Here is a 26,939-nt window from a genome sequence, read left to right on the forward strand (position 1 = left end):
CCGCGACTACCAGGACGTCCACCACGACCCCGGACTGGCGCGGGAACGCGGCTCCGAGGACATCTTCATGAACATCCTGACCAGCAACGGGCTGGTCGACCGGTACGTCACCGGCTGGGCGGGCCCCGCCTCCGTCGTCAAGGCCATCCGGATCAGGCTCGGCGCCCCCAACCACCCCGGCGACACGATGGTGCTCACCGCAACGGTGACCGCGAAGTCGGACGCCGACCGCCGCGTCGAGATCGCGGTCACGGGCGCCAACAGCCTGGGTGCCCATGTCACCGGGAACGTCTCGGTGCAGCTTCCGGAGGAGGACCGATGACCGCGGTACCGCTGTCGGGTGCCGCGGCGGTGGCCGGAATCGGCGCCACCGAGTTCTCCAAGAACTCCGGCCGCAGCGAACTCCGGCTCGCCTGCGAGGCGGTGCTCGCCGCGGTCGCGGACGCGGGCCTGAAACCGTCCGACGTGGACGGGCTGGTCACCTTCACCGCGGAGACCAACGCCGAGAACCACGTGGCCCGCAACACCGGCATGGGTGACCTGACGTTCTTCTCCCGCATCGGGTACGGCGGCGGAGCCGGCTGCGCCACCGTGCAGCAGGCCGCCATGGCCGTGGCCACCGGGGTCGCCGACGTGGTGGTCTGCTACCGGGCGTTCAACGAACGCTCCGGCGAGCGCTACGGGCTCGGGCAGGCCGCCCGCCCCATGGACACCACCGCGGACCGGGCGGCCTACGCCTGGATGACCCCCTTCGGGCTGAGCACCCCGGCCCAGTGGGTGGCGATGTTCGCCCGCCGCTATCTGCATGAATACGGCGCCACCACGGACGACTTCGGCCGGGTCGCCGTGGTGGACCGCAAGCACGCGGCGAACAACCCGGCCGCCTGGTTCCACGGCCGTCCCATCACCCTCCAGGACCACCGGGACTCGCGCTGGATCGCCGAACCGCTGCGGCTGCTGGACTGCTGCCAGGAGACCGACGGCGGCCAGGCCCTGGTGATCGTCTCCGCCGAACGCGCCCGCGACCTTCCGCACCCGCCCGCGGTGATCCGCTCCGCGGCCCAGGGGCTCGGCGCCGACCAGCACATGATGACCAGCTACTACCGGCCGACGATCACCGGCATCCCCGAAATGGGTCTGGTGGCAAGGCAGTTGTACGCGCAGAGCGGTCTCGGACCGGACGACATCGACGCGGCCGTGCTCTACGACCACTTCACCCCGCTGGTCCTGCCGCAACTGGAGGAACTGGGCTTCTGCAAGCCCGGCGAGGCGAAGGACTTCATCGCCGACGGCCACCTGGAACTCGGCGGCCGGCTGCCCTTCAACACCCATGGCGGGCAGCTGGGCGAGGCGTATCTGCACGGTATGAACGGCGTCGCCGAGGGAGTCAGGCTGGTCCGTGGCACCTCGGTGAACCAGCCGGACAAGGCCGACCACGTCATGGTCACCGCCGGCACCGGAGTGCCCACCAGCGGACTGATCCTGGGAGCCGACCGATGACCGCATCCCCGTGGGAGGGCCGCGGACTCGGCACCCGTACCGTCTCCTGGACCGAGCGCGACGCGATCCTGTACGCGCTCGCGGTCGGCGCCCCCGCCGACCGGCTCGACCTCGTGTACGAGGAGCGGCTGAGGGTGCTGCCCACCTTCGCGCTGACCCTGGCCCAGTGGGCGCCCGACGCGCTCGGCGCGCTGGGTGCCTTCGACGTCACCACGGCCGTGCACGGCAGCCAACGCCTGTTCGTGCACAGCCCGTTGGAGTCAGCCGGCCAACTGACCACGACAGCCCGGGTCGCCGCGGTCCACGACAAGGGCGCCGCCGCCGTCTTCGACGTCGAGGTGTCCTGCGAACGGTTCACGGCCACCTGGTCGATCTTCGCGCCGGGCTGTGGAGGCTTCGGCGGCGAACGCGGTCCGTCCGCCCCGCGCCGCCCGGACCGGCCGGCCGAGCACGCCCTCACCGTCTCCACGCACGCCCGGCAGGCGGCCCTCTACCGGCTGCTCGGCGACCGGCACGCCATGCACATCGACCCGGATGCGGCGAAGGCGGCCGGAATGGACCGGCCGTTCCTGCACGGGCTGTGCACGCTCGCCGCGAGCCTGCTGCCCCTGGCCGGCACCCTCGGCGCGCACCCGGCCGAACTGACCGAACTGGAGGCCCGGTTCGCCGCACCGGCCTTCCCCGGCGACCGGCTCGCCCTGGCCGGCTGGACCGACGGCCCGGGCGACGAAGGTCCGGGCCACCGTGCCGTGCGCTTCGAGGCTGCGGCCGATGACGGACGTGCGGTGCTCACCGGCGGCCGGGCCCGATTCCGTACCACCACCCCCGACCCGACGGAGAACCCCGATGCTTGAACCCGCCCAGCGCGCCGAGGCCGCCGCGGTGCTGTGGGCCGCCCAGCGCGACCGCAGCCCGGTGGAGCCGCTCACCACCACCTGGCCGGGCATCGAAGCGAGCGACGCCTACGGGATCCAGCTGATCAACATCCGCCGGCAACTGGCCGAGGGCCGCACCGTCCGGGGGCACAAGGTCGGCCTCTCCTCGAAGGTCATGCAGCAGATGATGGGCGTCGACGAGCCGGACTACGGCCACCTGCTCTCCGACATGGTGCTGACCGAACAGACGCCCGTCGAGGCGGACCGCTACTGCTGCCCCCGGATCGAGGTCGAGATCGGCTACGTACTGGGCCGGAGCCTGCCGGGGGAGGGGTGCACCACCGAGGACGTCCTGGCAGCCACCGAGTACATCGTCCCGAGCCTCGAACTCATCGACAGCCGGATCAAGGACTGGCGGATCGGGCTCGCCGACACCATCGCCGACAACGCCTCGTCCGCCGGGGTGATCCTCGGTTCGGCCCGGGTGCGGCCGGCCGACCTGAACCCGGCCGACATCGAGGCGGTCCTGCACCGGGACGGCGAGGAGATCGCCCGGGGCAACACCAGCGCGGTGCTCGGCGACCCCACCGAGGCCGTCGCCTGGCTGGCCCGCAAGGTCGCGTCCTTCGGGGTGCGGCTGGAGGCCGGTCACGTGATCCTGCCGGGGTCGTGCACCAAGGCCGTCGACGTGAAGCCGGGGGAGTCGTACCGGGCCGACTTCGACGGTCTCGGGTCCGTCTCCGTCGGCTTCGTCCACTCAACGGGACACCGCCCGGCCGAGAACTGAAATCAATACTAGTTTTCTGTGTGCGGCGCACCCCGGGGGCGGTTCCCCCGGGGTGCGCCCGCTTGTCCAGCGGATCGACGGAACACGGAATGAGGCAGCATGAGCGCGACGCACACCCCCTCGGCGAAGCCCCTTCAGGGGCGCACCGCAGTCGTCACCGGTGCGGGAGCGGGGCTCGGCCGCGCCGAGGCACTGGCACTCGCGGCGCTCGGCGCCAACGTGGTGGTGAACGACATCGGCCCGGCGGCCGACGACGTGGCGGCGGAGGTCAAGGCGCTCGGCACCGGGGCCGTGGCGGTGACCGGCGACGTCGGTGAATGGTCCATGGGTGACCGGCTGGTCGAGGCCGCCGTGGAGAGCTTCGGCAGCCTCGACATCGTCGTCAACAACGCGGGCGTCCTCCGCGACAAGATGCTGTTCAACCTCACCGAATCCGACTGGGACGACGTCCTGCGGATCCACCTCAAGGGGCACGCCGCGGTCTCCCGCGCCGCGGCCGTCCACTGGCGCGCGGCGAGCAAGGCCTCGGGCGCCCCGGTCTACGGCCGCGTGATCAACACCTCGTCCGAGGCCTTCCTGTTCGGGTCCCCCGGCCAGCCGAACTACTCGGCGGCCAAGGCCGGCATCACCGCGCTGACCCTCGCCACCTCGCAGGGCCTGGCCCGCTACGGCGTACGCGCCAACGCGATCTGCCCCCGAGCCCGCACCGCCATGACGGCCGAGGCCTTCGGCGAGGGCGCGACCGCACCGGGAGGCCTCGACATCATGGCCCCCGAGCGCGTCGCCACCCTCGTCGGACACCTGGCCTCCCCGGCCGCCGACGAGATCAACGGGCAGGTCTTCGTCGTCTACGGCGACATGGTCGCGCTGCTCGCCCCGCCCACCGTGGAGCAGAAGTTCACCGCCGCGGACGGCACCTTCACCGCGGCCGAACTCGACGAGCAGCTGACGGGGTACTTCCGCGGCCGTGACCCGCACCGGACCTACGCCGCCTACAGCGTCGCCGGACTCGACACGACGGGGACGCAGCAGACCCGCTGAAGCGCCGGGCGCGCCCGGCCGGCCCCGCCGTCGAGGCGGGGTCAGCCGGCGTCCGTCTCCGGGGCGAGCAGGAGGTGGCAGGCCATCCGCAGATCGGCGTCGGCCTCCTGCGGGGTGAGCCGCTCGTTGAGCCGCGACTGAAGCACCCCGTACCAGAGCAGGATCAGCAGCCGCAGACGGGTGATGTGGTGGTCGGTCGGCTCCTCCACACCCCAGGCCCGCACCAGCAGATCGATGAACCCCGAATCGATCCGCGCCAGGTCCGGGACCGTCGAGGCACGGGCCGCGTTCGCCGACTGGATCATCGCCGTGGCGAGGGCAGGTCTGCGCAGCAGATTGCGTGTCGCGCTGCCCAGCGTCTCGAAGACGGCGTCCTCGGGCGAGGTGCCCGCCGGGCGCTCGGGCACCCGGGCCGCGAATCCCTCGATCTGGTCGGCCATCAGCGCGGTGAACAGATGGGTCTTCGACGGGAAGTACCGGTACAGGGTGGCGATGGCGACGCCTGCGGACTTGGCGACCTCCTGCATCTGCACCCGTTCGAGACCCGTCGTGGCGGCGATGTCCGCCGCCACCCTCAGGATGCTCTGACGGCGTGCGCGCTGCCGGGGCGAAGTGGGCTCTGCCCCGGCCCTGGCCTCGGCGATTCTGGGCACGCGCTCTCTCCCGGAGCTCGGTGGTGTCTACAGCTGGACAGACAATACGCCGGGCCCGGCCATGCGTCAGGTGCGCTCGCCCGGGCATACCGCTCAGCGGGACCGGACCCCCGGATCCCTGCCCCGGACGGGTCTGCTGAGGACGCACACCACCGAGCGGCAGGAGGGGTCATCCCATGCAGGACGGCCGGCAGGACTGGGACGCCACCCACGACGTGATCGTCGTCGGGTCCGGGGCGGGCGCGATGACCGGGGCCCTGGTGGCCGCGGGCGACGGCCTCGACACCGTGGTGCTGGAACGGACGGCGCTGCTCGGCGGCACCTCCGCCTACTCCGGAGCCGCCTGCTGGCTGCCCGGGACCCAGGTGCAGGAACGCGCCGGGCTCGGCGACTCCACCGAGGCGGCCGACACCTATCTGCGCGCCCTCACCGGCGACGCCGAAGCGCACCGCAGAACCGCCTTCCTTCGCCATGCCCCCGAACTGGTGAGCCGGCTCGAACGCGACCCCGCGATCGAGTTCGAGTGGCGCGCGTTCCCCGACTACGTGGCCGCCCCCGGCCGGATGGACGCCGGGCGCTCCTTCGTCCCGCTGGACCTGGACCCGGAGCTGCTCGGCGCGCTCCTGCCCCTGGTCCGTCCGGCGGTCGACCGGGACCGTGCGGGCCGGGGGCACCCTGCCGGCGCGCCGCTGACCGCGGGCCGCGCCCTGATCGGACGCCTCCTGCTCGCGGCCACCCGGACCGGCAACGCGCTCGTGCGCACCGAGCACCACGTCACCGCCCTCGTCACCGAGGACGGACGGGTCACCGGCGTCGAGGCCCGCACACCGCACGGCACGGTCCGGATACGGGCCCGGCGCGGCGTGCTGCTGGCCGCCGGCGGCTTCGAGGGCGACGACGCCCTGCGTACCGCGCACGGAGTGCCCGGCGGGGCCGCTCGGACCATGGCGCCCCGCGGCACCAACACCGGCGAGCTGCTTCGCGCCGCCCTCGCGGCCGGCGCGGCCACCGGCCTCATGGGCGAGGCCTGGTGGTGCCCGGGGACCGAACTCCCGGACGGATCGGCCGCTTTCACCCTCGGTCTGCGCGGCGGTCTGATGGTGGACGGCTCGGGGCGGCGGTTCGCCAACGAGTCGCTGCCGTACGACCGCATGGGCCGCGCCATCGCCGCCGGCGGGGGCGGCCCGGACGCGGCCGTACACCTGATCTTCGACTCCCGCGAGGGCGGCGCCCTGCCCGCCATCACGGTCCCTTCCGCCGACCCGGCGGACCACCTGGCGGCCGGCACCTGGGTCCGGGCGGAATCGCTGCCGGAGCTCGCCGCGCTCATAGGCGTGCCGGCCGGCACCCTCGCGGACACCGTCGGCCGGTTCAACGGCTTCGCGACCGCCGGGACGGACGAGGACCACCACCGTGGCGAGGACCCGTACGACCTGTTCTTCGCCGACCGGAAGAACGCCCCCGGACCCAACCCGTGCCTGGTCCCGCTCGACCGGCCGCCGTACTACGCGGCCCGGGTGGTCCTGGCCGACCTCGGTACGAAGGGCGGTCTGCGCACCGACGCGGACGCCCGCGTCCTGGACGTCGACAGCCGCCCGCTGGCCGGTCTGTACGCCGCCGGGAACACCAGCGCCTCGTTCACCGGTGACGTCTATCCCGGCCCCGGCGTCCCCATCGGCACCGCCATGGTCTTCGCCTACCTGGCCGTCCGGCACATGGCGGGGCCGCCCGCCGACGCCGTCTGACCGGCCGGGGCCCGGGTATCCCGGCCAGTGGGATGCCCGGGGCGCGCCCCCGCACGAGCGATTTACGGTCGCGGCACCGCGGCGGCCAGGTCGGTCGCGGCACCGCGGCGGCCAGGAACAAGAGAGGTTCTCGATGACCGACAAGAACGTGTACGGGCCCTGGGCCGTCGTCGCCGGCGGCTCCGAGGGGGTAGGCGCCGCGTTCGCCGACCGGCTCGCCGACGCCGGGATCAACCTGGTGCTCATCGCCCGCAAGCCGGGCCCCCTGAACGAGACCGCCGAGAAGGTGCGCGCCAAGGGCGTCGAGGTCCGCACACTCGAACTGGACCTGCTCGACCCCGGAGCCCTGGCCGCGATCCGTGCGGTCACCGACGGTCTCGAGGTCGGTCTGCTGATCTTCAACGCGGGAGCCAACAGCTACGGCCACGAGTTCGTCACCGGCGACCTGACCCGTGTCCAGGGCGTCCTCGACCTCAACATCACCGCGCAAATGGCCCTCACCCACCACTTCGGCGCCCTGATGAAGGAGCGCGGCCGGGGCGGCATCATGCTGGTCGGCTCGCTCTCCGGATACCTCGGTCAGGCGCAGATCAGCGTCTACTCGGCGGCCAAGGCCTTCAGCCGGGTGTTCGCCGAGGGGTTGTGGCTGGAACTGCGGCCGCACGGTGTGCACGTCCTGGAACTCGTCCTCGGAGTGACCCGGACCCCCGCGATGGAGCGTGCCGGGCTGCGTATGGACCTGCCCGGTCTGCGGGTCGCGTAACCGGACGACGTCGCCCGGGAAGGGCTGGCACACCTCGCCGACGGCCCCGTTCTGGTCGCCGGCGGCAATGCGGCGGCGGCACAGAAGCGCAGCGGGTTCCCCCGGGCCGAACTCGCCCTCGCCGCACACGAAGCGTCCAGGAAGATGCTCCCGCCGTCCTCCTGACGGCATATCAGTATCCGTCCGTGCTGGCCGTCCGTCCCTTCCCGGAGAGCAGATGAGCGAAAACGAGTACCCTCTCACCCTTCCCGGCGCACTCGACCTCGCCGCGCGGCGGCACCCCGGCAGGGAAGCGGTCGTGGACGGTGACGTACGGCTGACGTGGAGCCAGTTGCACGCGGCGGTACGGGCGGCCCTGAGGTCGCTCCTCGCGCTCGGCATCCGGCCCGGCGACCGGGTCGCCGTCTGGGCACCCAACAGCCACCACTGGATCGTCGCCGCACTCGCCACCACATCGGCCGGCGCGGTACTGGTCCCCGTCAACACCCGCTACAAGGGCGCCGAGGCGCGGCTGCTCCTGCGACGCAGCGGCGCACGCCTGCTGTTCGTCGAGAACGGCTTCCTCGGCAAGGACTATGTGTCCATGCTGGCCACCGGGGATGAGGGCGCCCCGGAGCCCCGGCCCGCCGCGCTGGAACACGTGGTGACCCTCGATGCCGCCACCCCGCCCGGCACCGTGCCCTGGGAGGAGTTCCTCGGCCGCGGCGCACACCTCCCGGACGCCGAGGTCACGGCCCGTACCGCCGCCGTCCACCCCGACGACCCGTGCGACCTGCTCTTCACCTCGGGTACGACGGGCCGGCCCAAGGGCGCCCTCACCACGCACCGGCAGAACCTCGCCACCTACTGGGCCTGGAGCGGCCGGACCGGAGTCACCGGTGACGACCGCTACCTCGTCATCAATCCGATGTTCCACTGCTTCGGCTACAAGGCCGGCGTACTCGCGTGCCTGCTCCGCGGCGCCACGATGGTGCTGCAGCCGGTGTTCGACGTGGGCCGGGCGCTGCGCGCCGTGGAGGCCGAGCGGATCACCGTACTGCCGGGCCCGCCCACGATCTACACGGAACTGCTGGACGCGCCCGGCCGGGACCGTTTCGACCTGTCGTCGCTGCGGCTGGCGGTGACCGGTGCTGCCGTCGTCCCGGTCGCCCTCGTGCGGCGGATGCGCGCCGAACTCTTCCCCGAGGTCCTCACCGCGTACGGACTGACCGAGACCTGCGGCACGGTCACCGTCTGCTCGGCCGACGACGACGCCGAGACCGTGGCCCTGACCGCCGGCCGTCCCATCGACGGCACCGAGGTGCTCGTCGCCGACGGCGGCCGGCGCCCGCTCCCGGCCGGGCAGGACGGCCGGATCCTGGTACGCGGTTACCACGTGATGCACGGCTACCTCGACGATCCCGAAGCCACCGCGGCGGCGGTCGACGCCGACGGCTGGCTGGACACCGGCGACATCGGCCACCTCGACCCCCGGGGCAATCTGGTGATCACGGGACGGTCCAAGGAGATGTTCGTCGTCGGCGGGTTCAACGTCTATCCGGCCGAGGTCGAGCAGGTGCTCACCGGCCACGACGCCGTCGCCGAGGCCGCCGTGGTCGGCGTCCCGGACGCCCGGCTCGGTGAGGTCGGACGCGCGTACGTGACGGTGCGGCCGGGCACAGGGACGGGGCCGGACGAGCTCGTCGGCCACTGCCGCGAGCGGCTCGCCAACTTCAAGGTCCCGCGCGAGGTCGTCATCCTCGGGGCCCTTCCCCGCAATGCCACCGGAAAGGTGGACAAGACCGTCCTGCGGACGGTCTGACCGACACGCCTCACCGGGCGACAAGGGTATGGAGGACGGACTATGGGCAACGAGGTTCTGGAATCGGTACGCGCCCTGCTGCCGGCCATCGAGAAGCGGGCCGTCACCACGGACGAGGCGCGGCGCATCCCGGCCGCGACGATCCGGGAGCTGTCCGGGGCCGGGGTGTTCCGGATGCTCCAGCCGTCGGGGTTCGGCGGCCTGGAGAGCGACCCGGTCGACTTCTACCGGGTGGTGCGCGAGATCTCCGCGGTGTGCTGTTCCACCGGCTGGGTGGCATCCGTCCTGGGCGTCCACCCGTGGCAGCTGGGCCTGTTCCCCGAGCAGGCACAGCAGGACGTGTGGGGCGAGGACCCGGACACCCGCATCTCCTCGTCGTACGCACCCGTGGGCCGGCTCACCCCTGTCGACGGCGGCTACGAGCTGGCCGGCCGGTGGAGCTTCTCCTCCGGCTGCGAGCACGCGTCGTGGGCCCTGCTCGGCGCCCTCGTCGTCGGGGCGCAGGGGCGGCCGGTGGACTTCCTCACCGTGCTGGTGCCCCGGTCCGACTACCGCATCGAGGACATGTGGGACGTGGTCGGGCTCCGGGGCACCGCCAGCAACGACGTCGTCGTCGAGACCGCGTTCGTACCCGCGCACCGGGTGCTCCGCAACTACGAACAGGCGCAGTTGAAGGTGCCGGGGCAGCAGGTCAACCCGGGTCCGCTGTACCGGTTGCCGTTCGGCGCGATCTTCACCAGCGCCGTCACCGCGCCGGTGCTCGGGGCCGTGTCCGGCGGATACGCCTCCTACGTGGCGCGCATGAAGGAGCGGGTGCGGCTCAGCCTGGGCGGCGGGAACTTCGCCGACGACCCGTTCGCCCAGGTCGCCATCGCGCGGGCCGCGTCCGACATCGACGCGTCCGTGCTCCAGATGGACCGGAACATGCGCGAGCTGCTCGAACTCGCCTCCGCCGGACAGGAGATACCGGTGGAGCTGAGGCTGCGCACCCGGCGTGACCAGGTCCGGGGCACGGAACGGGCCGTCGCCGCGATCGACCTGCTCTTCAAGACCGCCGGCGGCAACGCGCTGCGGCGCGGCAACCCCGTCGAACGGGCCTGGCGCGACGCCCACGCGGGCAGCGTCCACGTCGCCAACGACGTGGAGCGCGCACTGGCCATGTACGGGCGCGGAGCCTTCGGCCTGACGGTCGAGGACAACCTGGTCTGACCCGCGGTCGCCCGCACATCAGGCCTTCCGGGCACCGAGCGCCCCGCGTGCCGGGAGCGTGACGGCGAGCAGGGCGAGGCCCACCGCGGTGGCGGCGAAGGACCCGTACGCGAGCGGGGGCACGTACGGGGTCTCACCGGTCAGGCCGCGCACCATCGGGAAGAGGGTGGCCGCGGCGATGGCGGTACCCAGGACGACACCGGCCACCGCCACCAGCAGGCCCTCCCAGCGCAGCATGTCCATCACCTGACGCCTGGTGGCGCCGACGAGACGGAGCATGCCGAGCTCGCGGCGGCGGTCCAGGACGGTCATCACGAGGGTGTTGACGGCGGCGATCGCGGCGAAGCCGCCCAGGACCCCGGCCATCATGTAGTTGGCCCAGGCGTTGAGTTCGTGGTCGGTGGTCTCCTCGACCGCGTAGCCGGACGCGTCGGTGACCGTGCCCAGCGGGGCGAGGGCCTTCGCGTTTCCGCCGCGCACCAGAAGTGTGGTGTCGAAACCGGACGTGACGTGGCCGGTCAGCGAGGCGCGGTCCATGGTGACGGCGGCGAGCCCGAGCCCCCTGCCGTACACGGCGACGACCTCGGGGCTGGTCCTGGTGCCGTCCGGGAGATACATCGGCAGCCTGTCGCCCACCTCCACCTTCGCCGACATGGCGAGCGTCCTGTCGACGGCGATCCGGCCCTCGCCGACCCGGTCCAGGCTGCCACCGCGCACATCGAGGTCCTGAACCTGTCCGAGCTGCGCGCCGGAGCCCGAGACGCCCTGGACCGACGAACCCTGCAGCCATCGGTCGCCGCCCGACCCGACCGGCACGAGCACCTGCGTGTCGAGCAGGCCCACGGCGGCGGCCACGCCGGGCGCGCGGGCGGCCCGGCCGACGGCATCGGCGGGCAGCCCGGCGGGGTGGGTGACGACGTGGTCCGCGGTCACTCCGGCGCGCAACTGCTCCGCCGCGACATGGCTCTCGCTCGTGTGCATGAAGGCGAGCGTCGACGCGAAGGCCATGGCCAGCACGATGGGGGTGATGGCGGAGGCCAGCCGACGGGCGTTGGCACGGGAGTTGGCGGCGGCGAGCGTGGCCGGGGCGGCGCCGTGCCCGTCCAGCGCGAGCCCGATCAGCGCGGCGCACAGCCGCGCCACCAGAGGGCCCAGCAGGGCGACGGCGAGCATGAACAGCATGACGACACCGAGTGCGGCGTTGGCCGCGTCGTCCCCGGCCGAGCGGGCGGCGAAGACGGTGAAGAACCCGCCGCCGACGAGGGCGCACAGGCCCAGGACGGTACGGATCACGCCGGGACGCAGCCGCTCCACCGAAGCCTCGGTCAGCGCCCGGCCCGGCTTGATCCTCGCGGGCCGGCGTCCGGCCGCCCAGCCGGCGGTGAGCGCGGTCAGCAGCCCGACGCCGACCGCGACGACGAGCGGGATCCACGAGACCCGCAGGTCCACCGCGTCCGGGACGGCCCCGCGGTCCTTCAGCTGCGCGAACCACCAGTGCGCGAGCCCGATCCCCGGCAGGCAGCCGATCAGACCGGCCAGGGGCGCGACGAGCAGTGCTTCGGAGGCGACCGCGCGGCGGATCTGCCGCGGAGTGGCGCCGACGGCGCGCAGCAGCGCGAACTCCCGGGCGCGCTGGGCGACGGAGAGGGCGACCGTGCCGGACATCGTGAAGACGGCGACCAGGGCGGCGATTCCGCCGAACGAGCCCCCGAGTCCCGTGAGCGTCTCCTTGGCATAGGCCAGCCCGTGGTCCTCGACGGCGCCGCGGCCGTCGCCGGTGCGGACCTCGGCCCCCGTGCCGGCGAGCGCCTTCCGCACACCGGCGGCAATGGCCGGGCTGTCCGCGGGGGAGGCACCGTCCTTCGCCAGGACGACGATGGCGTCGGCCTTGCCGGGATGCCCGGCGAGCACGGACGACTGGACGTCGGCGAACCAGCCCGTCGCCACCTCGGCCGCATCGCCCGGGCCCGCGCCCGCCAGCCCGGAGACGCGGAAGTCCGCCCGGCCGGACGCGGTTTCGAGCGCGACGATGTCACCGACACCGGCCTTCGCGGTACGGGCCGCTGCCGCGTCGAGCACGACCTCGCCCGCCCGGGGCGCGGCACCGGAGGTGAGCGCGGTGCCGGTGAAGGCGTGCGATCCCCAGCCGTGGCCCGTCAGAGCGTCCTCGCCCAGGCGCACCGGGAACATGAAGTCCGGCACCGCCGCCGCGACGCCCGGCACACGGCCCGCCTTGCCGGCCAGCGCGGTGTCCACACGAGCCGTGTCCGGCAGCGGGTTCGCCGACTCGGACCGGCTGTCACCGCTGCCCGTGACGAGGCGGGCGTACTGGTCCGCCGCGACGACGACCGGCGCCCGCGCGTACCGCTGGGCCGGAACCGACGCGCGGGCGCCCGTCTCCAGCAGGATCCCGCAGGCCGAGACGATCAGCGCCGCCATCATCAGCGCGACGAAGGTACCGGCGAACGACGCGGGCTTGAAGCGGACGGCCGCGCGGGCCAGGCCGTTGGGGGCGAGGCGCCTCATACCGCGGCCCCTGCCGGCGAGTCGCGACGGGGAGCGAGAGCGGCCATGCGCGCCCCGATCCGGTCCGCCGAGCCGCGGTCGAGGGCGCCGGCCAGGGCGCCGTCGGCGAGGAAGAGCACGCGGTCGGCCCAGGCGGCGGCCGCCGGGTCGTGGGTGACCATGACGACGGTGGCTCCGAGGGTGTCGACGGCGTGCCGGAGCAGCCCGAGGACCTCGGCCGCGGTGACGGTGTCGAGGGCGCCGGTCGGCTCGTCGGCGAAGATCACGTCAGGGGCGGTGATCAGGGCGCGGGCGATGGCCACGCGTTGCTGCTGGCCGCCGGAGAGCTCGCCCGGCCGGCGCCGCGCCTTGCCGGCGAGGCCCACCTGCGCCAGGACCGCCTCCGCCCGGTGGCGGTCCTGGCGCTGCCCGGCCAGGCGCATGGGCAGCAGCACGTTCTGTTCCACGGTGAGCGAGGGCAGCAGGTTGAAGGCCTGGAAGACGAAGCCGACGCGGCTGCGGCGGAGTTCGGTCAGCCTGGTCTCGCCCATGCCGGTGATCTCCGTACCTCCGAGGTGTACCGAGCCCGCCGACGGACGGTCGAGACCGGCGGCGCACTGCAGGAACGTGGACTTGCCGGACCCGGACGGCCCCATGACCGCGGTGAACGTGCCGCGCGGCAGAACCAGATCGATGCCGGCGAGCGCGTGCACGGCACCGGCGCCGCGGCCGTACCGCCGCCGCACGCCGCGCAGTTCGACGGCCCGACCGGACGTGTCCGGACCGGACGTGTCCTGGACCTCCGGGCGGTCGCCCGTCTGCCGTCCTGTGCCGCCGCGCAGCCTCATGTCCGTCCTCTCGTGATCCTTCGAGCCGATGACTCCGACGCTACGGATCACGGTGAGGACGGACCATGGCGGCTGCTGGCGGATCAGGGGTGGGGATAACCCGAGGCCGGGGCCATCGTCGTCAGGGACGAGGACCCCGACGAGGATCGCCGGCAGATTGGGATCGGCCGTCACGATCGCCTCGGCCACCCGGCCCCACCCGGCCCCGGTGTTCACCGGCCACCGGGAGCCCCGCGGCTCACCGGCCCGTCAGCGCCCGGTCGGTCAGCCGGCGCCCGGCAGCGTCCTGGGCGTCCTGCGCCGGATCGCCACGGCCCGGTGGTTCCGGAAGGGGCCGCCGCGGGGGAGGCGGCCCTGGCGGCCCCTCGTGTGCGGGACGGCTGCCGCTCGTCCCGCGTCGCTCACTCCGCCCCGCCGGCCGCCCTCGCCGCCAGATAGCGGGCGGGGAACTCCCCGCCCCCGTGCACCGCGAGGTCCGCCCCGTTGACGTATCCGGACAGGCCGCCCGCGAGGAACAGGCAGGCGCGGGCGACGTCGTCGGGGACCGCCATCCGCCCCATCGGGATGACGCCCGCCACCGCCGCGCCGCCGTCCGGGCCGTAGACGGATGCCGCGCTCTCGGTGCGGATCAGCCCCGTCGTGATGTGGTTGACCCGGACCGCCGGCGCCCATTCCAGGGCCAGTGCCTTCGTGAGGGCCAGCAGCCCGGCCTTGGCGGCCGTGTAGGCGGCGGTGCCGGGCTGCGGGTCCTGGCCGGAGACGCTGCCGATGTTGATGACCGAACCGCCACCGTCCTGGGCCCGCATGACGCGGTGGGCGGCCTGCGCCACGTAGAACGGCGCGAGCAGGTTGAGTGCGACGATCTTCTCCACGAAGCGGGGTGAGACGGTGGCCGCGTCGGCGTCGGGGGAACCGCCCGCGTTGTTGACGACCACGTCGAGCCGGCCGAAGCGTTCCACCGCGGTGTCCACCAGCGAGGACGCCGCGGCCGGATCGCGTACGTCGGCCGGGACGAAGACCGCCGTCCGGCCCCCGGCCGTGGGCAGGGTGGCGGGGGTGGTGCGGCCGCAGACCACCACGTCCGCCCCGGCGCCGAGGAACGCCCCGGCGATGGCGGCACCGATTCCCTTGGTGCCGCCGGTGACCAGTACCACGTGCCCCGTGAAGTCCAACGGCTTGCCGATGTCCATGTGTTGCGCCCCTTCTTCCGTCTGACGGGATCTGGTCAGTTGGTGGTCAGGCCGAGCCCGGCGGCGAGCCGCGCCCGGTGGCGGGCGGGCGGCCCGAACAGCTCGCCCGACCCGTGCGCCCGTTTGAAGTAGCGGTGCGCGTCGTGCTCCCAGGTGATCCCGATTCCGCCGTGCAGCTGGATCATCTCGGCGGCCACCGCCGAGAACGCCTCGGAGCAGACGGACTTGGCGACGGCGGCGGCCCGTGGCAGTGCGCCCGGGTCCTCGTCGGCGGCGAACGCGGCACCGAGCGCCGTCGAACGCGCCGACTCCACGAGGACGTAGGCGTCGGCCAGCCGGTGCTTGACCGCCTGGAACGAGCCGATGGGCCGTCCGAACTGGACCCGGTTCCTGGCGTATTCGACGGTGAGCTCCAGACAGCGCTCGGCCGCGCCCACCTGCTCGGCGGCCAGCGCCGTGCAGGCCAGATCCCGCACGTGGTCCAGATACCGCCCGCCGTCGCCGTCGACGCCCAGCAGGCGTCCCTCTGCCTCGTCCAGCACCCATCGGGCCTGGGCCCGGGTCCCGTCCATGGTCACGACGGGCTCCCGCCGGACCCCGGCGGTGCCCGGCGCCACCTCGAAGAGCGACACTCCATGGGCGGTACGGGCGGCGACGAGCAGGACGTCCATGCCGGGCCAGTCCAGCACGTACTCCTTGGTCCCGGTGATCAGCCAGGGGCCACCCCCGGAGGGCCGGACCGCCTCGGCGCGTATCGCCCCGTGGTCCCAGGATCCCTGCTCGGCCCAGGCCAGGGCGCCCACCGAGGCACCCTCGGCGAGCCCCGGCAGCAACCGCCCGCACGCCTCCTTGTCCCCGGAGGCCAGCAGCGCACCCACTGTGAGCACCGTGGAGCCCAGACACGGCAGCGGGCTCAGCGTCCGGCCCAGCTCCTCCATCAGCACATGGACATCGCGGGCGCCGCCGCCCGCCCCGCCGTACTCCTCGGGCACCGTCAGGCCGGCCGCGCCGATCTGCGTGGCCAACGGCACCCAGGCGGACTGACCCTGATGCTGCATCAGCAGGGCGCGTACGGCGGTGCGCAGCTCTTCCTGTTCCTGCGTCAGTCTCATCGGTCCGCTCCTACGACGCGGGCCCGGCAGGCGGCCGGAGTGCCCCAGGCGTCGCGCAGCGGGCGGGCCTTGCGGATCCACAGGGAAAGGTCGAGTTCGTCGGTGTAGCCCACGGCGCCGTGCAGTTGCAGAGCCGTGCGCGCCGCCGCGTACGCGGCCTCGCCCGCCGTGACCTTGGCCGCGGCGATGTCGCCGCCCGCCCTCTCGTCGCCCGCGGCGAGCGCGAGCGCGGCGCCGTGCACCAGCGGCCCGGCGAACTCCAGGGCCAGCAGGGTGTCGGCCAGCCGGTGCTTGACCGCCTGGAAGGAGCCGATCGCCACCCCGAACTGGGTGCGCTGCGTGACGTATTCGACGGTGCGTGCCAGCAGGGCCCGGCCGACCCCGAGGCACTGGGCGGCGGTGGCGAGCGCGGCCACGTCGGCGGCGTACCGGGCGGCCGCGGCCACCGCCGGGCCCTGGGCGAGGACCGTTCCGTCCGACGGCCGTGACAGCCGCCGAGCGGGGTCCGCCGAGGGCTGCACGGCCCCCGTTCCGGTGGCGAGGCGCAAGATGTCGCCGTCCACCACGAACACCGCGTCGGCCATGTCGGCGTCCAGGGCGTACGGGCCGAGCGAGGTCAGACAGAGGGAGGCTGTCGACTTCCCGGAGGCGATCCCGGGCAGCCGGCCGGCAGCGATGCGGTCGTCGCCGAGCCGGTCCAGCAGGGCCGCCGCCGCCACCGTCTCGACCAGTGGCCCGGGGACGGCGTGGCGCCCCAGCGCCTCGAAGGCGAGGGTGAGTTCGAGGGGCAGTGGTCCGAACCCCTCGTGCCGCTCCGGAACCGCGAGCGCGAACACTCCGGCCTCGGCCAGCCGGGCCCAGACGGCACGCCCCGGGACATGGTCTCCGGCCGCCCAGGACCGGACGACGGACGGGGTGTCGCATGAGGTGAGCAGAGCGTCGAGCGAGCGGGCGAAGTCCCGCTGCTCGGCGTCCAGGAGGAAACGCATCAGCGGCGCCCCTTCGGCAGGCCGAGCAGCCGCTCGGCGATGATGTCGCGCTGGATCTCGTTGGTGCCCGCGTAGACGGGGCCCGCCAGCGAGAAGGTGTAGCCCTCGGACCAGCTGCCGTGGTCCGGCGACTGGGTGGCGTGGTCGGCGAGTTCGCCGTACGGACCGAGCAGGTCGAGCGCCGTCTCGTGCAGGGCTATGTCCAGCTCGGACCAGTAGATCTTGTTGAGGCTGGAGACGGCCCCGGCGGGGCCGCCGTCGCCGTGCAGGACCTGGGAGACGCCCGCGTAGGAGAACAGGCGGTAGGCGCGGGCCCCGATCACCGCGTCGGCGACCCGGTCGCGCAGGGCCGTGTCCGCCGGGTCGCCGTGTTCCCGCCATAGGGCGGTCAGGCGCTCCGCGGCGGCCGTGAAGCGGCCGGGGCTGCGCAGGGTGAGCCCGCGCTCGTTGCCGGTGGTGCTCATCGCGACCCGCCAGCCCTGGCCGGGCTCGCCGATGACGTCCTCGTCGGGTACGAACACCTCGTCCAGGAAGAGTTCGGCGAAGGCGGGCTTCCCGTCGAGCCGCCCGATGGGCCGCACGGTCACGCCCTCGGCGTCCAGCGGGAACATCAGGTACGTGAGCCCCCGGTGCGGCCGGTCCGCGTCCGGGTCGCTGCGGAACAGTCCGAAGGCCCGGTCGGCGAAGGCCGCCCGCGAGGACCACGTCTTCTGGCCGCTGAGCAGCCAGCCGCCCTCGGCCCGCACGGCCGTCGACTTCAGCGACGCCAGGTCCGAGCCGGACTCCGGCTCGGACCAGGCCTGCGCCCAGATGACCTCACCGCGCGCCATGGCGGGCAGGATCCTGGCCCGTTGCCCGGCGCTGCCGTTCTCGAAGAGCGTCGGGGCCAGCAGGCTGATGCCGTTCTGGCTGACCCGGCCGGGAGCCCCGGCGGCGTAGTACTCCTCCTCGAAGATCATCCAGTGCAGCAGGGAACTGCCACGCCCACCGAACTCCTCGGGCCAGGAGACCACCGACCAGCGGTCCGCGGCCAGGGCCGCCTCCCACTCCCGGTGCGCGGCGAAGCCCTCGGCGGTCTCCAGGGACGGCAGGGGAGTGGCCGGGACGTGGGCGGCCAGCCAGTCGCGTACCTCGGTACGGAACGCCTCGTCGGCCGCGTCGAATTCGAGGTCCATCAGGCGCCCGCCTTCTTCATCGCCCGGATGTCCATGCCGCCGAGTGCGTCCGGCGCGGTCTCGGCGTTGTGCGCGTGCGCCAGGTGGTGCAGGCCGAACACCGAGTCCATGCCGGTGTGCATGCCCTGGAGGTCCTCGGCCTGGTTGACCGCGCGCTTGGTCAGCGCCAGGCCCATGCGCGGCATCTCCGCGATGCGCAGGGCCAACTCCTCCGTACGCTCGGCCAGTTCGTCACGGGCGACGACCCGGTTCACCATGCCGACCTCGTACGCGCGCTGCGCGCTCATCCGGTCACCGGTGAAGAGGAACTCCTTGGCGATCCGTGGCGGCATCACCCACGGGTGGGCGAAGTACTCGACGCCGGGGATGCCCATCCGGACCACGGGATCGGCGAAGAACGCGTCCTGTGAGGCCACGATCAGGTCACACACCCAGGCGAGCATCAGACCGCCCGCCACACACGCGCCCTGCACGGACGCGATGACCGGCTTGGGCAGCTCCCGCCAGCGGCGGCACATCCCCAGATACACCTCGGACTCGCGGGCGAAGCGGCTCTCCGCGCCCTCCTTGTCCGAGTGGTCCCACCAGAGTCCCGCCCGGCGCTCGAACGGCAGATGCGCGTCACGCTCCGGGGTTCCGATGTCGTGGCCGGCGGAGAAGTGCTTGCCCGCTCCGGCCAGGACGACGGTCTTCACCTCGCTGTCGTCGGCCGCGCGGTAGAACGCCCGGTCCAGGGCGTAGGTCATCGCGGAGTTCTGCGCGTTGCGGTAGTCGGGCCGGTTCATGGTGACCGTCGCGACAGGGCCGCGCTTCTCGTAGCGCACCGGTTCGTCGTGGGCAGTGGACATCGGCCCCTCCTTCCCTAACAAGTGTTTGGTAGATTAACGTACCCCCATGAGCAGCGTCGAGGAGTTCCGCACCGAGATCCGCGGCTGGCTGGCCGCCAACCTCACCGGCGCCTTCGCGGGCCTTCGCGGTCGCGGCGGACCCGGCCGTGAGCACGAGGCGTTCGCCGAACGGCTCGCCTGGGAACGGCACATGGCCGCGGAGGGCTGGACGTGTGTGGGCTGGCCCGAGGAACACGGAGGCCGGGGCGCGACCATCGAGCAGCAGGTCGCCTTCCACGAGGAGTACGCCCTGGCCGACGCTCCCGCACGCGTCAACCACATCGGGGAGCAACTGCTCGGCCCGACCCTGGTGGCGTTCGGCACGCCCGAGCAGCGAGCCCGCTTCCTGCCGCCGATCGTCGCCGTCGAGGAGCTGTGGTGCCAGGGCTACAGCGAGCCGGACGCCGGGTCCGACCTGGCGAACGTACGGACCCGGGCCGTGCGGGACGAAGGTGGCACCTCCCGATCGAGTGGGGCCGGGAGTGGGGGCGACTGGGTGGTCACCGGGCAGAAGATCTGGACGTCACTCGCCCACGACGCCCAGTGGTGCTTCGTCGTCGCCCGCACCGAAGCGGGCTCCACCCGCCACGCGGGCCTCTCCTACCTCCTGGTCCCGCTCGACCAGCCGGGAGTGGAGATACGGCCGATCCAGCAGCTGACCGGCACCTCCGAGTTCAACGAGGTCTTCTTCGACGGCGCCCGCACCGGCGCGGCGAACATCGTCGGTGAACCCGGCGACGGCTGGCGGGTCGCCATGGCCACCCTCGGCTTCGAGCGCGGCGTCTCCACCCTCGGCCAGCAGGTCGGCTTCCGGCGCGAACTGGAGACCCTCATCGACCTGGCCCGGCGAAGCGGCGCCGCGGACGACCCGCTGATCCGCGACCGGCTCGCCCGCGCCTGGACAGGACTGGAGACCATCCGGTTCAACGCCCTGCGCATGCTCGACGGCGTGGCGGCGGGCGCCCCCGGTCCCGAGGCGTCCATCGGGAAGATCTTCTGGGCCACCTGGCACCGGGAACTCGGTGAGCTCGCCATGGCGGTCCTCGGCGCCGGCGGCATGACCGTGCCTGAGGCCCCCTACGAACTCGACGACTGGCAGCGGCTGTTCCTCTTCTCCCGCTCCGACACCATCTACGCCGGATCCAACGAGATCCAGCGCAACATCATCGCCGAGCGCGTCCTCGGCCTGCCCAAGGAGATCCGCCCGTGACCCCGCAGCCGCCCTATGTACCGGGCCACTCCCTTCTGGACGGACGCACCGCCGTGATCACCGCCGCCGCGGGCGCCGGCATCGGCGGAGCGACCGCCCGCAAGTTCCTGGAGGAAGGCGCCCGGATCGTCATCGGCGACGCCCACGAACGCCGGCTGAAGGAGAGTGCCGCCGCCCTCGCGGAGGAGTTCGGCGCGGACAACGTCGCCGCGCTGCCCTGCGACGTCACCGACCAGCAGCAGGTCGACGCCCTGTTCGCGCTCGCCGCGGAACGCCACGACGGTCTCGACATCGTGGTCAACAACGCCGGTCTCGGCGGCACGGCCGACCTCGTCGACATGACCGACGAGCAGTGGGCAAGGGTCCTCGACGTCACCCTGAACGGCACCTTCCGCTGCACCCGCACCGCCCTGCGCCACTTCAAGGACCGCGCCACCGGCGGCATCGTCGTCAACAACGCCTCCGTGGTCGGCTGGCGCGCCCAGCGCGGCCAGGCCCACTACGCCGCCGCCAAGGCCGGTGTCATGGCCCTCACCCGGTGCGCCGCCCTGGAGGCGGCCGACTTCGGTGTACGCGTCAACGCGGTCGCCCCGAGCCTCGCCATGCACCCCCACCTGGTGAAGGTCACCACCCCGGAGCTCCTCGCCGAACTCACCGAACGCGAGGCCTTCGGCCGGTACGCGGAGCCCTGGGAGATCGCCAACGTCATCGTCTTCCTGGCCAGCGGCTACTCCTCGTACATGACGGGGGAGACCGTCTCCGTCAGCAGCCAGAGGGCGTGACGGCGATCACCGGGACCGCCAGCGCCGAACGGCGCGCCGAACTCCTGGCGACCGCCGCCGAGGTGTTCGCCGCCCAGGGCTACAACGCCACCACGGTCCGCCGCATCGCGGACGAGGCGGGGATGCTCGCGGGCAGCCTCTACTACCACTTCGACTCCAAGGAGTCGATGCTCGACGAGATCCTCTCCGCCTTCCTGGACGAACTGTGGACCGGATACGACACGGTCCTCGCCGCCGGGCTGGGGCCGCGCGAGGCGATCGGGGCGCTCGTCACCCAGTCCTTCCGGCAGATCGACCGGCACGGGCCGGCGGTGGCCATCTACCAGCGGGAGTCCAGGCACCTGTCCGCCCAGCCCCGCTTCGCCTATCTCGCCGACTCCCAGCTGAAGTTCGAGAACGCCTGGCTGCGCACGCTGGAGCGCGGAGTGGCCGAAGGCGCCTTCCGGGGTGACCTGGACGTCCGGCTGGTCTACCGCTTCGTCCGCGACACCGTCTGGGTGGCCGCCTCCTGGTACCGCCCCGGCGGCACCCACAGCCCTGAGGAGATCGCCCGCCAGTACCTGTCGATGGTCCTCGCGGGCATCACCACCAAGACCTGATACCCCCTCATCTCACTTACGAAGGAGCAGTCATGGCCGAGGCCTACATCGTCGAAGCGGTACGCACCCCGGTCGGCCGGCGCAAGGGCGGTCTCTCTGCCGTCCACCCCGCCGACCTCGGCGCCCATGTCATCAGGGCGCTGGTCGAGCGCAGCGGGATCGACCCGGCCGCGGTGGAGGACGTCGTCTTCGGCTGCCTGGACACCGTCGGCCCCCAGGCCGGGGACATCGCCCGCACCGCCTGGCTCGCGGCGGGTCTCCCCGAGGAGGTGCCCGGCACCACCGTCGACCGGCAGTGCGGCTCCTCCCAGCAGGCCGTCCACTTCGCCGCCCAGGGCGTCATGTCCGGCACCCAGGACCTTGTCGTCGCCGGCGGCACGCAGAACATGTCGATGATCCCCATCGCCTACGCCAGCCGCCAGGCCGCCGAACCCCTGGGCCTGACCGACGGCCCGTACGCCGGTTCCGAGGGCTGGCGCGCCCGCTACGGCGACGCGCCCGTCAACCAGTTCCACGGCGCCGAACTCATCGCGGAGAAGTGGGGCATCTCCCGTGAGGACATGGAGCACTTCGCGCTCCGCTCGCACCAGCGGGCCGCCCGCGCCATCGACGAGGGCCGGTTCGCCCGGGAGACCGTCGCGTACGGCGACGTGACGGTGGACGAGGGGCCGCGCCGGGACACCTCGCTGGAGAAGATGGCCGGCCTCAAGCCGGTCGTCGAGGGCGGCCGGCTGACCGCCGGTGTCTCCTCGCAGGTCTCCGACGGCGCCTCGGCGCTGCTCATCGCCTCCGAGCGGGCCGTCGCCGAGCACGGCCTGACGCCCCGCGCCCGCATCCACCACCTGTCCGTGCGCGGGGAGGACCCGATCCGGATGCTGTCGGCGCCCATTCCGGCGACGGCGTACGCGCTGAAGAAGGCCGGGATGTCCATCGGCGACATGGACCTCGTGGAGATCAACGAGGCGTTCGCGCCGGTCGTCCTCGCCTGGCTGAAGGAGACCGGCGCCGACCCCGACAAGGTCAACGTCAACGGCGGCGCCATCGCGCTCGGCCACCCGCTGGGTGCCACCGGCGCCAAGCTGATGACGACCCTGCTCCACGAACTGGAGCGCACCGGCGGCCGCTACGGCCTGCAGACCATGTGCGAGGGCGGCGGCCAGGCCAACGTGACCATCATCGAACGGCTCTGAGCGGCCGGGCCCGCGCTCGGCCCCCGGTGGCCCGTCGCAGGGCGGGGCACCGGGGCCACATCGGAACCCGGGCCCTAGACATCAGACGTCTGATCTTGGGTAGAGTCTCCCCGGACCGTGAGCCGAGGGGCGGGTGTCCCGCCTGCCCTGCCGGGCCCAATCGCACGGTACGGGAGACCCGACACCATGAACACAGCACTGCCCGCCGCGCTCGTGGGCGCGTATGCGGCCCTTCCCTCCATGCGCGCCGACCAGGAACGCTTCTACGAAGGGCTCGCCGGCCGGGAGATCGCCGACGGGCTGGAGATCCCCTACCGCGACGGACTGGGTGAGGACGTTCCCTGGCTGGCCGCACAGGTGCGCGGCCGCTTCACCCGTTCCGTGCTCACGCTGATTCCGGGCACGATGGCGCGCGTGGGCGCCTCGGGCACCTTCGGGCTCGCCTCCGCGGACCCCGACGGCCGGCAGGCGGCGCTCGGGTTCCTCCTGGAGGCCCGTACCGCCGCCGAGGAGTTGAACCAGCTCACCGGCGAACAGTCGGTGTCCGTCCTCCACATCCACACCGCGCCCTCGACGACCGCGGTCGCGGAGATGTTCGCCCGTTCCCTCGACGAGATCACGGCGAGCGGACCCGCCGCGGGCGCGTGGTCCACCCGGCTCGTCCTGGAGCACTGCGACGCCTACGCGCCCGGCGTCCCGGGGGAGAAGCGTTTCCTGCCGCTGGAGGCCGAGATCCGCCTCGCACGCCAAGGCGGGATCGGTATCGCCGTCAACTGGGGCCGTTCGGCGATCGAGGCGCGGGACCCCGGCCGGCCGCTCGCCCAGATCACCCGGCTCGCCTCCGAAGGGCTGCTGGAGGGCGTCATGTTCTCCGGTGCGGGCCCGGCCGCGAACGCGTACGGGGGGCCGTGGGCGGACGCGCATCTGCCTCTCGCCGAGGACGAGCCCACGTCCCTGATGGACGCGGACGAGGTGCGCCGTTGCCTCCGCGCGGCGGAAGGCACGATCGCTTACGCCGGCGCGAAGATCCAGGTTCCCGGCGATGCCACGGTCGACGAGAGGCTCGCGATGGTGGGCCGCCTCATGCGGCTCCTGCCCGCGCGTGGGACCGCCACGGCCGCCGGGAGTCGCTGACGGAGCGGCGGCGTTGCTGCGCCGGACCGGGACCACGGAGTCCCGGCCCGGCGCGGTGGTCGTGCCCGTGGCCGGTGAACGGCCGTTCGTCAGTGCTGCTTGTGGCCCTTGCGCCCGGAAGCCTTGACCGTCCAGGTCAGCTTCTCGGTGGCCTCGGCACGGACCTCGGGGTCGCGGACCGACGCGGTCCGGTCCACGGACGTGACCGTGACGATGTGCGTCCTGCCGTCCGCGGGGACACCCAGTGCGGCGGGGGCGACGGAGGAGAGACCCTGCGCCCGCTTCACGGGGCGGCCGTCCACGTACCAGCGCAGCTCCGGTGCGGCGAGGCCGGTGAGCTCTGCCCGGGAGACCTTGATGCGGCTGGTCCGCAGGATCGCGGAGTCCGTACCGGTCTCGCTGCTCAGCGCGTTGGCCTCGCGGTAGAAGCCGGCGATCATGGCCTCGCGTCCGGGAAGGTTGAACTCACTGATGTTCAGGGCCCGCATGATGGAGTTGCCGGTCGGGCGGTAGATCCCGAAGGGGTAGTAGCTGCTGCCCTCGTACGTGCCGACGGTGCCACCCGTGGGGTCGGTCTCGCCGAGCCAGCGGTACCACTTGGTCCGGTTGGCGGCCATCTGCTCCGCGGTGAAGGTGCTGGAGTTGATGTCGGGGAGCTCGCCGCCCGTCCAGGTGCCGTAACTGTCGTACGTGTACTCGTCCGCCAGGAGTCCCACCGAGTGGGCGATCTCGTGGGCCGCGATCATGCTCGACTGCACGTTGTCGGAGGAGAGCGTGGAGACGCCGTCGAACGGGTAGCCCTCCGCCTCCAGGCCGGAGTAGCCGGCGCCGCCGTACTTGGTGGAGTTGGAGATGACGATGACCAGGTCGGCCTCGGGGGCCTTCGCGGCGTAGGAGGCGACCTTGTCGATGTCGGCGCAGATCAGCCGCTCGGTCTCCGAGCACCAGAAGTAGCTGCCGAGCGCGGTGTCCTTCGCGACGTCGGCGGTGGGGTCGCCGGTGATGCCGGATTCGGCCGACACCGCGTCGACGGTCCACACGTTCATCAGGCCCTGGTAGCTGGCATAGGGCTCGATGTCCGTGATGGCCGCCCACTTCGTGGCCGCCGCGGTGTGGAAGGCATCCTGCTGGTCGGCGGTGTAGCCGTCGCCCACGATCACCACGTCGAGCCGGTCGGCCGAGGAGCCGGTCACCGACAGCTTCCCCACCTCCCCGTCGGTCGTCCCCGCGGCCGGGGCGAGGCTCCGGGCGGCCGGACGGCCGCTCACCGTATCCGTGTTGACCGGGACCTCGGTCCGGCGGCCCTCGCCACCGGGCTCGGGGAAGTACTCGACGGAGACACGCGGTTTCTGGACGGGCTCCGGGTCCAGGGCGGCCGCGGGGGTGGCGAGGGCGGCGCCGATGATCGCCGTGAACGCGACGCCGACGGATATGGCGGTGGATCTGTTCGTGCGCATGCCGATCCTCACTCCGGTGTCCGGTTCGTCGGCGGCCGACGTCCTCCAACACCCGGGCTGAATTAAGTCATTGGTTCAGTCGGTTTGAGTTGCGGTTTAACTTAGGCTTCGGCGAGGAGGCGCACAACGGGTGCGAGGGCGGGAATGATGTTGCTTTTGGATAACTGGGCGCTTCGCCAACGGGAGAATCCGGGCATGGGCACAGGAAGAAGGACGGTCATGGCGCACACCGGCACGACTGAGGCGGACGGCGGCGGGGCGCCCGGGCGGCCCGGCCCGGCACAGGAGGAGGCGCCGGACGCACCGGCCGCGATCGGCCGCCGCGTGAAGCGGCTCCGCAAGGAACGCGGACTGACCCAGCGACAGCTCGCCGAACCCGCGTACACCGCCGCGTACGTCTCCACCCTGGAAGCCGGCAAGGTGCGGCCCTCCGAAGCGGGCCTCCGCCATCTCGCCGAGCGGCTCGGCGTCGCCCACGAGGAACTCGCCACGGGCAAACCCACCCACATCGCCACCTCCCTGCGGATGGGGCTGGCCGACGCCCAGCGGACCCTGGCCGTCGAGGACGCCGCCGACGCGCGGGCCGCCTACGAGCAGATCCTCGGCCGCGCCGAGGAGTACGGGCTCACCCAGGAGCGGGCGGCGGCGCTGGTGGGCCTCGGGGAATGCGCGTTGGAGACGGGCGAACTGACCGAGGCCCTGGCCCGGTTCGAGGCGGCCGAGCACGCACTGGCCGACGATCCGCTCCCCGCCCGGGCCCGGGCGGTCCGGGGAAGGTCGGTCGCCCACTACCTGGCCGGTGAACTGCGCTACGCGTGCTACCTGCTGGAAAGCGCCATCGACGGACTGAACACGTCCGGCCTGCACGACCCCGGCGCGCTGCTCCAGCTCTACACGGCCTCGATCGCCCCGTACATGGACATGGGCGCCCACGCCCGTGCCGCGCAGGCGGCCGAACTCGCCCTCGCCCTGGTACCGCAGGTGTCCGACCCCGCCCTGGTCGCCACCATGCACCGGACCGTGGCGCGCACGCTGCTGGCCGAGGGCAGGGTCGACGCCGCACAGGCATCGCTGGCACGGGCCACCGAGCTCTACGAGCAGCTCCAGATCCGTACCGAACTGGCTCACTGCCACTGGATGCGCGGCTATGTCTGTGCCCAGCACGACGACCTCGCACAGGCGGAGACGGAGCTGCGCATCGCGCACTCGATGCTGGTCTCCAAGCGGGCCGCCCTGTACGTCTCACAGGTGGAGGTCGAACTCGCCGACGTCCTGCGAAGGGGCGGGAAGTCGGCGGAGGCCGCGGAACTTCTGGAAAGCCTGCTGGCCGGGCTGAAGCCCGGCCGCGGCGCGCTGCACGCCGGCGGCGCCCACCGGCTGCTCGGGCTGATCGCCGAGGAGGCCGGTGACGCCGAGGCGGCCGAACTGCACTACGCGACCGCGCTCTCCCTGCTCGAACAGACGGGAGCCGCCGGCGTGCAGCGCGC

24 protein-coding genes are annotated in these 26,939 nt (G+C 72.9%); 15 read left to right on the forward strand and 9 right to left on the reverse strand.

Annotation, left to right across the window (positions count from 1 at the left end):
* The 5 genes from JGS39_RS14745 to JGS39_RS14765 form a co-directional block, all read left to right on the forward strand.
* Positions 1-322, forward strand: a 322-nt coding sequence (locus JGS39_RS14745) for a hotdog family protein (RefSeq protein WP_219569469.1), incomplete at its 5' end; no start/stop codon positions are given.
* On the forward strand, positions 319-1,500 hold the full coding sequence (locus JGS39_RS14750; RefSeq protein WP_219569470.1) for a lipid-transfer protein: 1,182 nt from the start codon (positions 319-321) through the stop codon (positions 1,498-1,500). The genes JGS39_RS14745 and JGS39_RS14750, both read left to right, overlap by 4 nt.
* Positions 1,497-2,354, forward strand: a complete 858-nt coding sequence (locus tag JGS39_RS14755) for a MaoC/PaaZ C-terminal domain-containing protein (protein WP_219569471.1) — start codon at positions 1,497-1,499, stop codon at positions 2,352-2,354. Before JGS39_RS14750 ends, JGS39_RS14755 begins: the two co-directional genes overlap by 4 nt.
* On the forward strand, positions 2,347-3,162 hold the full coding sequence (locus JGS39_RS14760) for a 2-keto-4-pentenoate hydratase (RefSeq protein WP_219569472.1): 816 nt from the start codon (positions 2,347-2,349) through the stop codon (positions 3,160-3,162). The genes JGS39_RS14755 and JGS39_RS14760 overlap by 8 nt, the downstream gene beginning before the upstream one ends.
* Positions 3,163-3,261: 99 nt before the next feature.
* A complete protein-coding gene (locus JGS39_RS14765) occupies positions 3,262-4,203 on the forward strand; it encodes a 3-oxoacyl-ACP reductase (protein WP_219569473.1) in 942 nt (313 codons plus the stop codon).
* A 41-nt stretch (positions 4,204-4,244) separates the two neighbouring features.
* Here the strand turns inward: JGS39_RS14765 and JGS39_RS14770 are convergent, their stop codons facing one another.
* Entirely contained in the window at positions 4,245-4,856 is a 612-nt protein-coding gene (locus tag JGS39_RS14770) for a TetR/AcrR family transcriptional regulator (protein WP_219569474.1), read from the reverse strand.
* A gap of 176 nt (positions 4,857-5,032) precedes the next feature.
* Here JGS39_RS14770 and JGS39_RS14775 point away from each other — a divergent pair, with 176 nt between their 5' ends.
* The 4 genes from JGS39_RS14775 to hsaA all read left to right on the forward strand — a co-directional run bounded on the left by JGS39_RS14775 (position 5,033) and on the right by hsaA (position 10,374).
* Positions 5,033-6,601, forward strand: coding sequence for an FAD-binding protein (locus JGS39_RS14775; RefSeq protein WP_219569475.1), 1,569 nt, complete (start codon positions 5,033-5,035; stop codon positions 6,599-6,601).
* A gap of 133 nt (positions 6,602-6,734) precedes the next feature.
* On the forward strand, positions 6,735-7,364 hold the full coding sequence (locus JGS39_RS14780; RefSeq protein ID WP_236063525.1) for an SDR family NAD(P)-dependent oxidoreductase: 630 nt from the start codon (positions 6,735-6,737) through the stop codon (positions 7,362-7,364).
* 217 nt (positions 7,365-7,581) lie between these two features.
* Positions 7,582-9,165, forward strand: a complete 1,584-nt coding sequence (locus JGS39_RS14785; protein WP_219569476.1) for a FadD3 family acyl-CoA ligase — start codon at positions 7,582-7,584, stop codon at positions 9,163-9,165.
* A gap of 42 nt (positions 9,166-9,207) precedes the next feature.
* Complete coding sequence (hsaA, locus tag JGS39_RS14790; protein ID WP_219569477.1) at positions 9,208-10,374, forward strand: 3-hydroxy-9,10-secoandrosta-1,3,5(10)-triene-9,17-dione monooxygenase oxygenase subunit; 1,167 nt, start codon at positions 9,208-9,210, stop codon at positions 10,372-10,374.
* Positions 10,375-10,392: 18 nt separating this feature from the next.
* Here hsaA and JGS39_RS14795 read toward each other — a convergent pair whose 3' ends face one another.
* The 7 genes from JGS39_RS14795 to JGS39_RS14825 form a co-directional block, all read right to left on the reverse strand.
* Positions 10,393-12,900, reverse strand: coding sequence for an ABC transporter permease (locus tag JGS39_RS14795; protein ID WP_219569478.1), 2,508 nt, complete (start codon positions 12,898-12,900; stop codon positions 10,393-10,395).
* The gene (locus tag JGS39_RS14800; protein WP_219569490.1) at positions 12,897-13,727 is read right to left on the reverse strand and encodes an ABC transporter ATP-binding protein; all 831 of its coding nucleotides are present in this window, start codon (positions 13,725-13,727) and stop codon (positions 12,897-12,899) included. Before JGS39_RS14800 ends, JGS39_RS14795 begins: the two co-directional genes overlap by 4 nt.
* 401 nt (positions 13,728-14,128) lie before the next feature.
* On the reverse strand, positions 14,129-14,917 hold the full coding sequence (locus tag JGS39_RS14805) for an SDR family oxidoreductase (RefSeq protein ID WP_219569479.1): 789 nt from the start codon (positions 14,915-14,917) through the stop codon (positions 14,129-14,131).
* A gap of 35 nt (positions 14,918-14,952) precedes the next feature.
* Positions 14,953-16,029, reverse strand: coding sequence for an acyl-CoA dehydrogenase family protein (locus JGS39_RS14810; protein ID WP_219569480.1), 1,077 nt, complete (start codon positions 16,027-16,029; stop codon positions 14,953-14,955).
* The gene (locus JGS39_RS14815; protein ID WP_219569481.1) at positions 16,026-17,018 is read right to left on the reverse strand and encodes an acyl-CoA dehydrogenase family protein; all 993 of its coding nucleotides are present in this window, start codon (positions 17,016-17,018) and stop codon (positions 16,026-16,028) included. Before JGS39_RS14815 ends, JGS39_RS14810 begins: the two co-directional genes overlap by 4 nt.
* On the reverse strand, positions 17,018-18,193 hold the full coding sequence (locus tag JGS39_RS14820; protein ID WP_219569482.1) for an acyl-CoA dehydrogenase family protein: 1,176 nt from the start codon (positions 18,191-18,193) through the stop codon (positions 17,018-17,020). The genes JGS39_RS14815 and JGS39_RS14820 overlap by 1 nt, the downstream gene beginning before the upstream one ends.
* Positions 18,193-19,041 (reverse strand): enoyl-CoA hydratase, encoded by an 849-nt coding sequence (locus tag JGS39_RS14825; protein ID WP_219569483.1) that lies wholly within the window; start codon positions 19,039-19,041, stop codon positions 18,193-18,195. Before JGS39_RS14825 ends, JGS39_RS14820 begins: the two co-directional genes overlap by 1 nt.
* A gap of 46 nt (positions 19,042-19,087) precedes the next feature.
* Here JGS39_RS14825 and JGS39_RS14830 point away from each other — a divergent pair, with 46 nt between their 5' ends.
* The 5 genes from JGS39_RS14830 to JGS39_RS14850 all read left to right on the forward strand — a co-directional run bounded on the left by JGS39_RS14830 (position 19,088) and on the right by JGS39_RS14850 (position 23,995).
* Entirely contained in the window at positions 19,088-20,290 is a 1,203-nt protein-coding gene (locus JGS39_RS14830) for an acyl-CoA dehydrogenase family protein (protein ID WP_219569484.1), read from the forward strand.
* On the forward strand, positions 20,287-21,072 hold the full coding sequence (locus JGS39_RS14835) for an SDR family oxidoreductase (RefSeq protein ID WP_219569485.1): 786 nt from the start codon (positions 20,287-20,289) through the stop codon (positions 21,070-21,072). The genes JGS39_RS14830 and JGS39_RS14835 overlap by 4 nt, the downstream gene beginning before the upstream one ends.
* Positions 21,069-21,671, forward strand: a complete 603-nt coding sequence (locus JGS39_RS14840) for a TetR/AcrR family transcriptional regulator (protein ID WP_219569486.1) — start codon at positions 21,069-21,071, stop codon at positions 21,669-21,671. The genes JGS39_RS14835 and JGS39_RS14840 overlap by 4 nt, the downstream gene beginning before the upstream one ends.
* 32 nt (positions 21,672-21,703) lie before the next feature.
* Entirely contained in the window at positions 21,704-22,861 is a 1,158-nt protein-coding gene (locus JGS39_RS14845; protein WP_219569487.1) for an acetyl-CoA C-acetyltransferase, read from the forward strand.
* Positions 22,862-23,047: 186 nt separating this feature from the next.
* A complete protein-coding gene (locus JGS39_RS14850; RefSeq protein ID WP_219569488.1) occupies positions 23,048-23,995 on the forward strand; it encodes a DUF4862 family protein in 948 nt (315 codons plus the stop codon).
* An 89-nt stretch (positions 23,996-24,084) separates the two neighbouring features.
* On the opposite strand, the gene JGS39_RS14855 is transcribed toward JGS39_RS14850, so the two are convergent.
* Positions 24,085-25,452 carry a M64 family metallopeptidase gene (locus JGS39_RS14855; protein WP_219569489.1) on the reverse strand — a complete coding sequence of 456 codons (1,368 nt, stop codon included), beginning with the start codon at positions 25,450-25,452 and terminating at the stop codon, positions 24,085-24,087.
* 195 nt (positions 25,453-25,647) lie between these two features.
* Here JGS39_RS14855 and JGS39_RS14860 point away from each other — a divergent pair.
* On the forward strand, positions 25,648-26,939 hold a 1,292-nt coding region (locus JGS39_RS14860), incomplete at its 3' end, for a helix-turn-helix domain-containing protein (RefSeq protein WP_236065736.1).

Source organism: Streptomyces poriferorum, assembly GCF_019399235.1.
GTDB classification, from domain to species: Bacteria; Actinomycetota; Actinomycetes; order Streptomycetales; family Streptomycetaceae; genus Streptomyces; species Streptomyces poriferorum.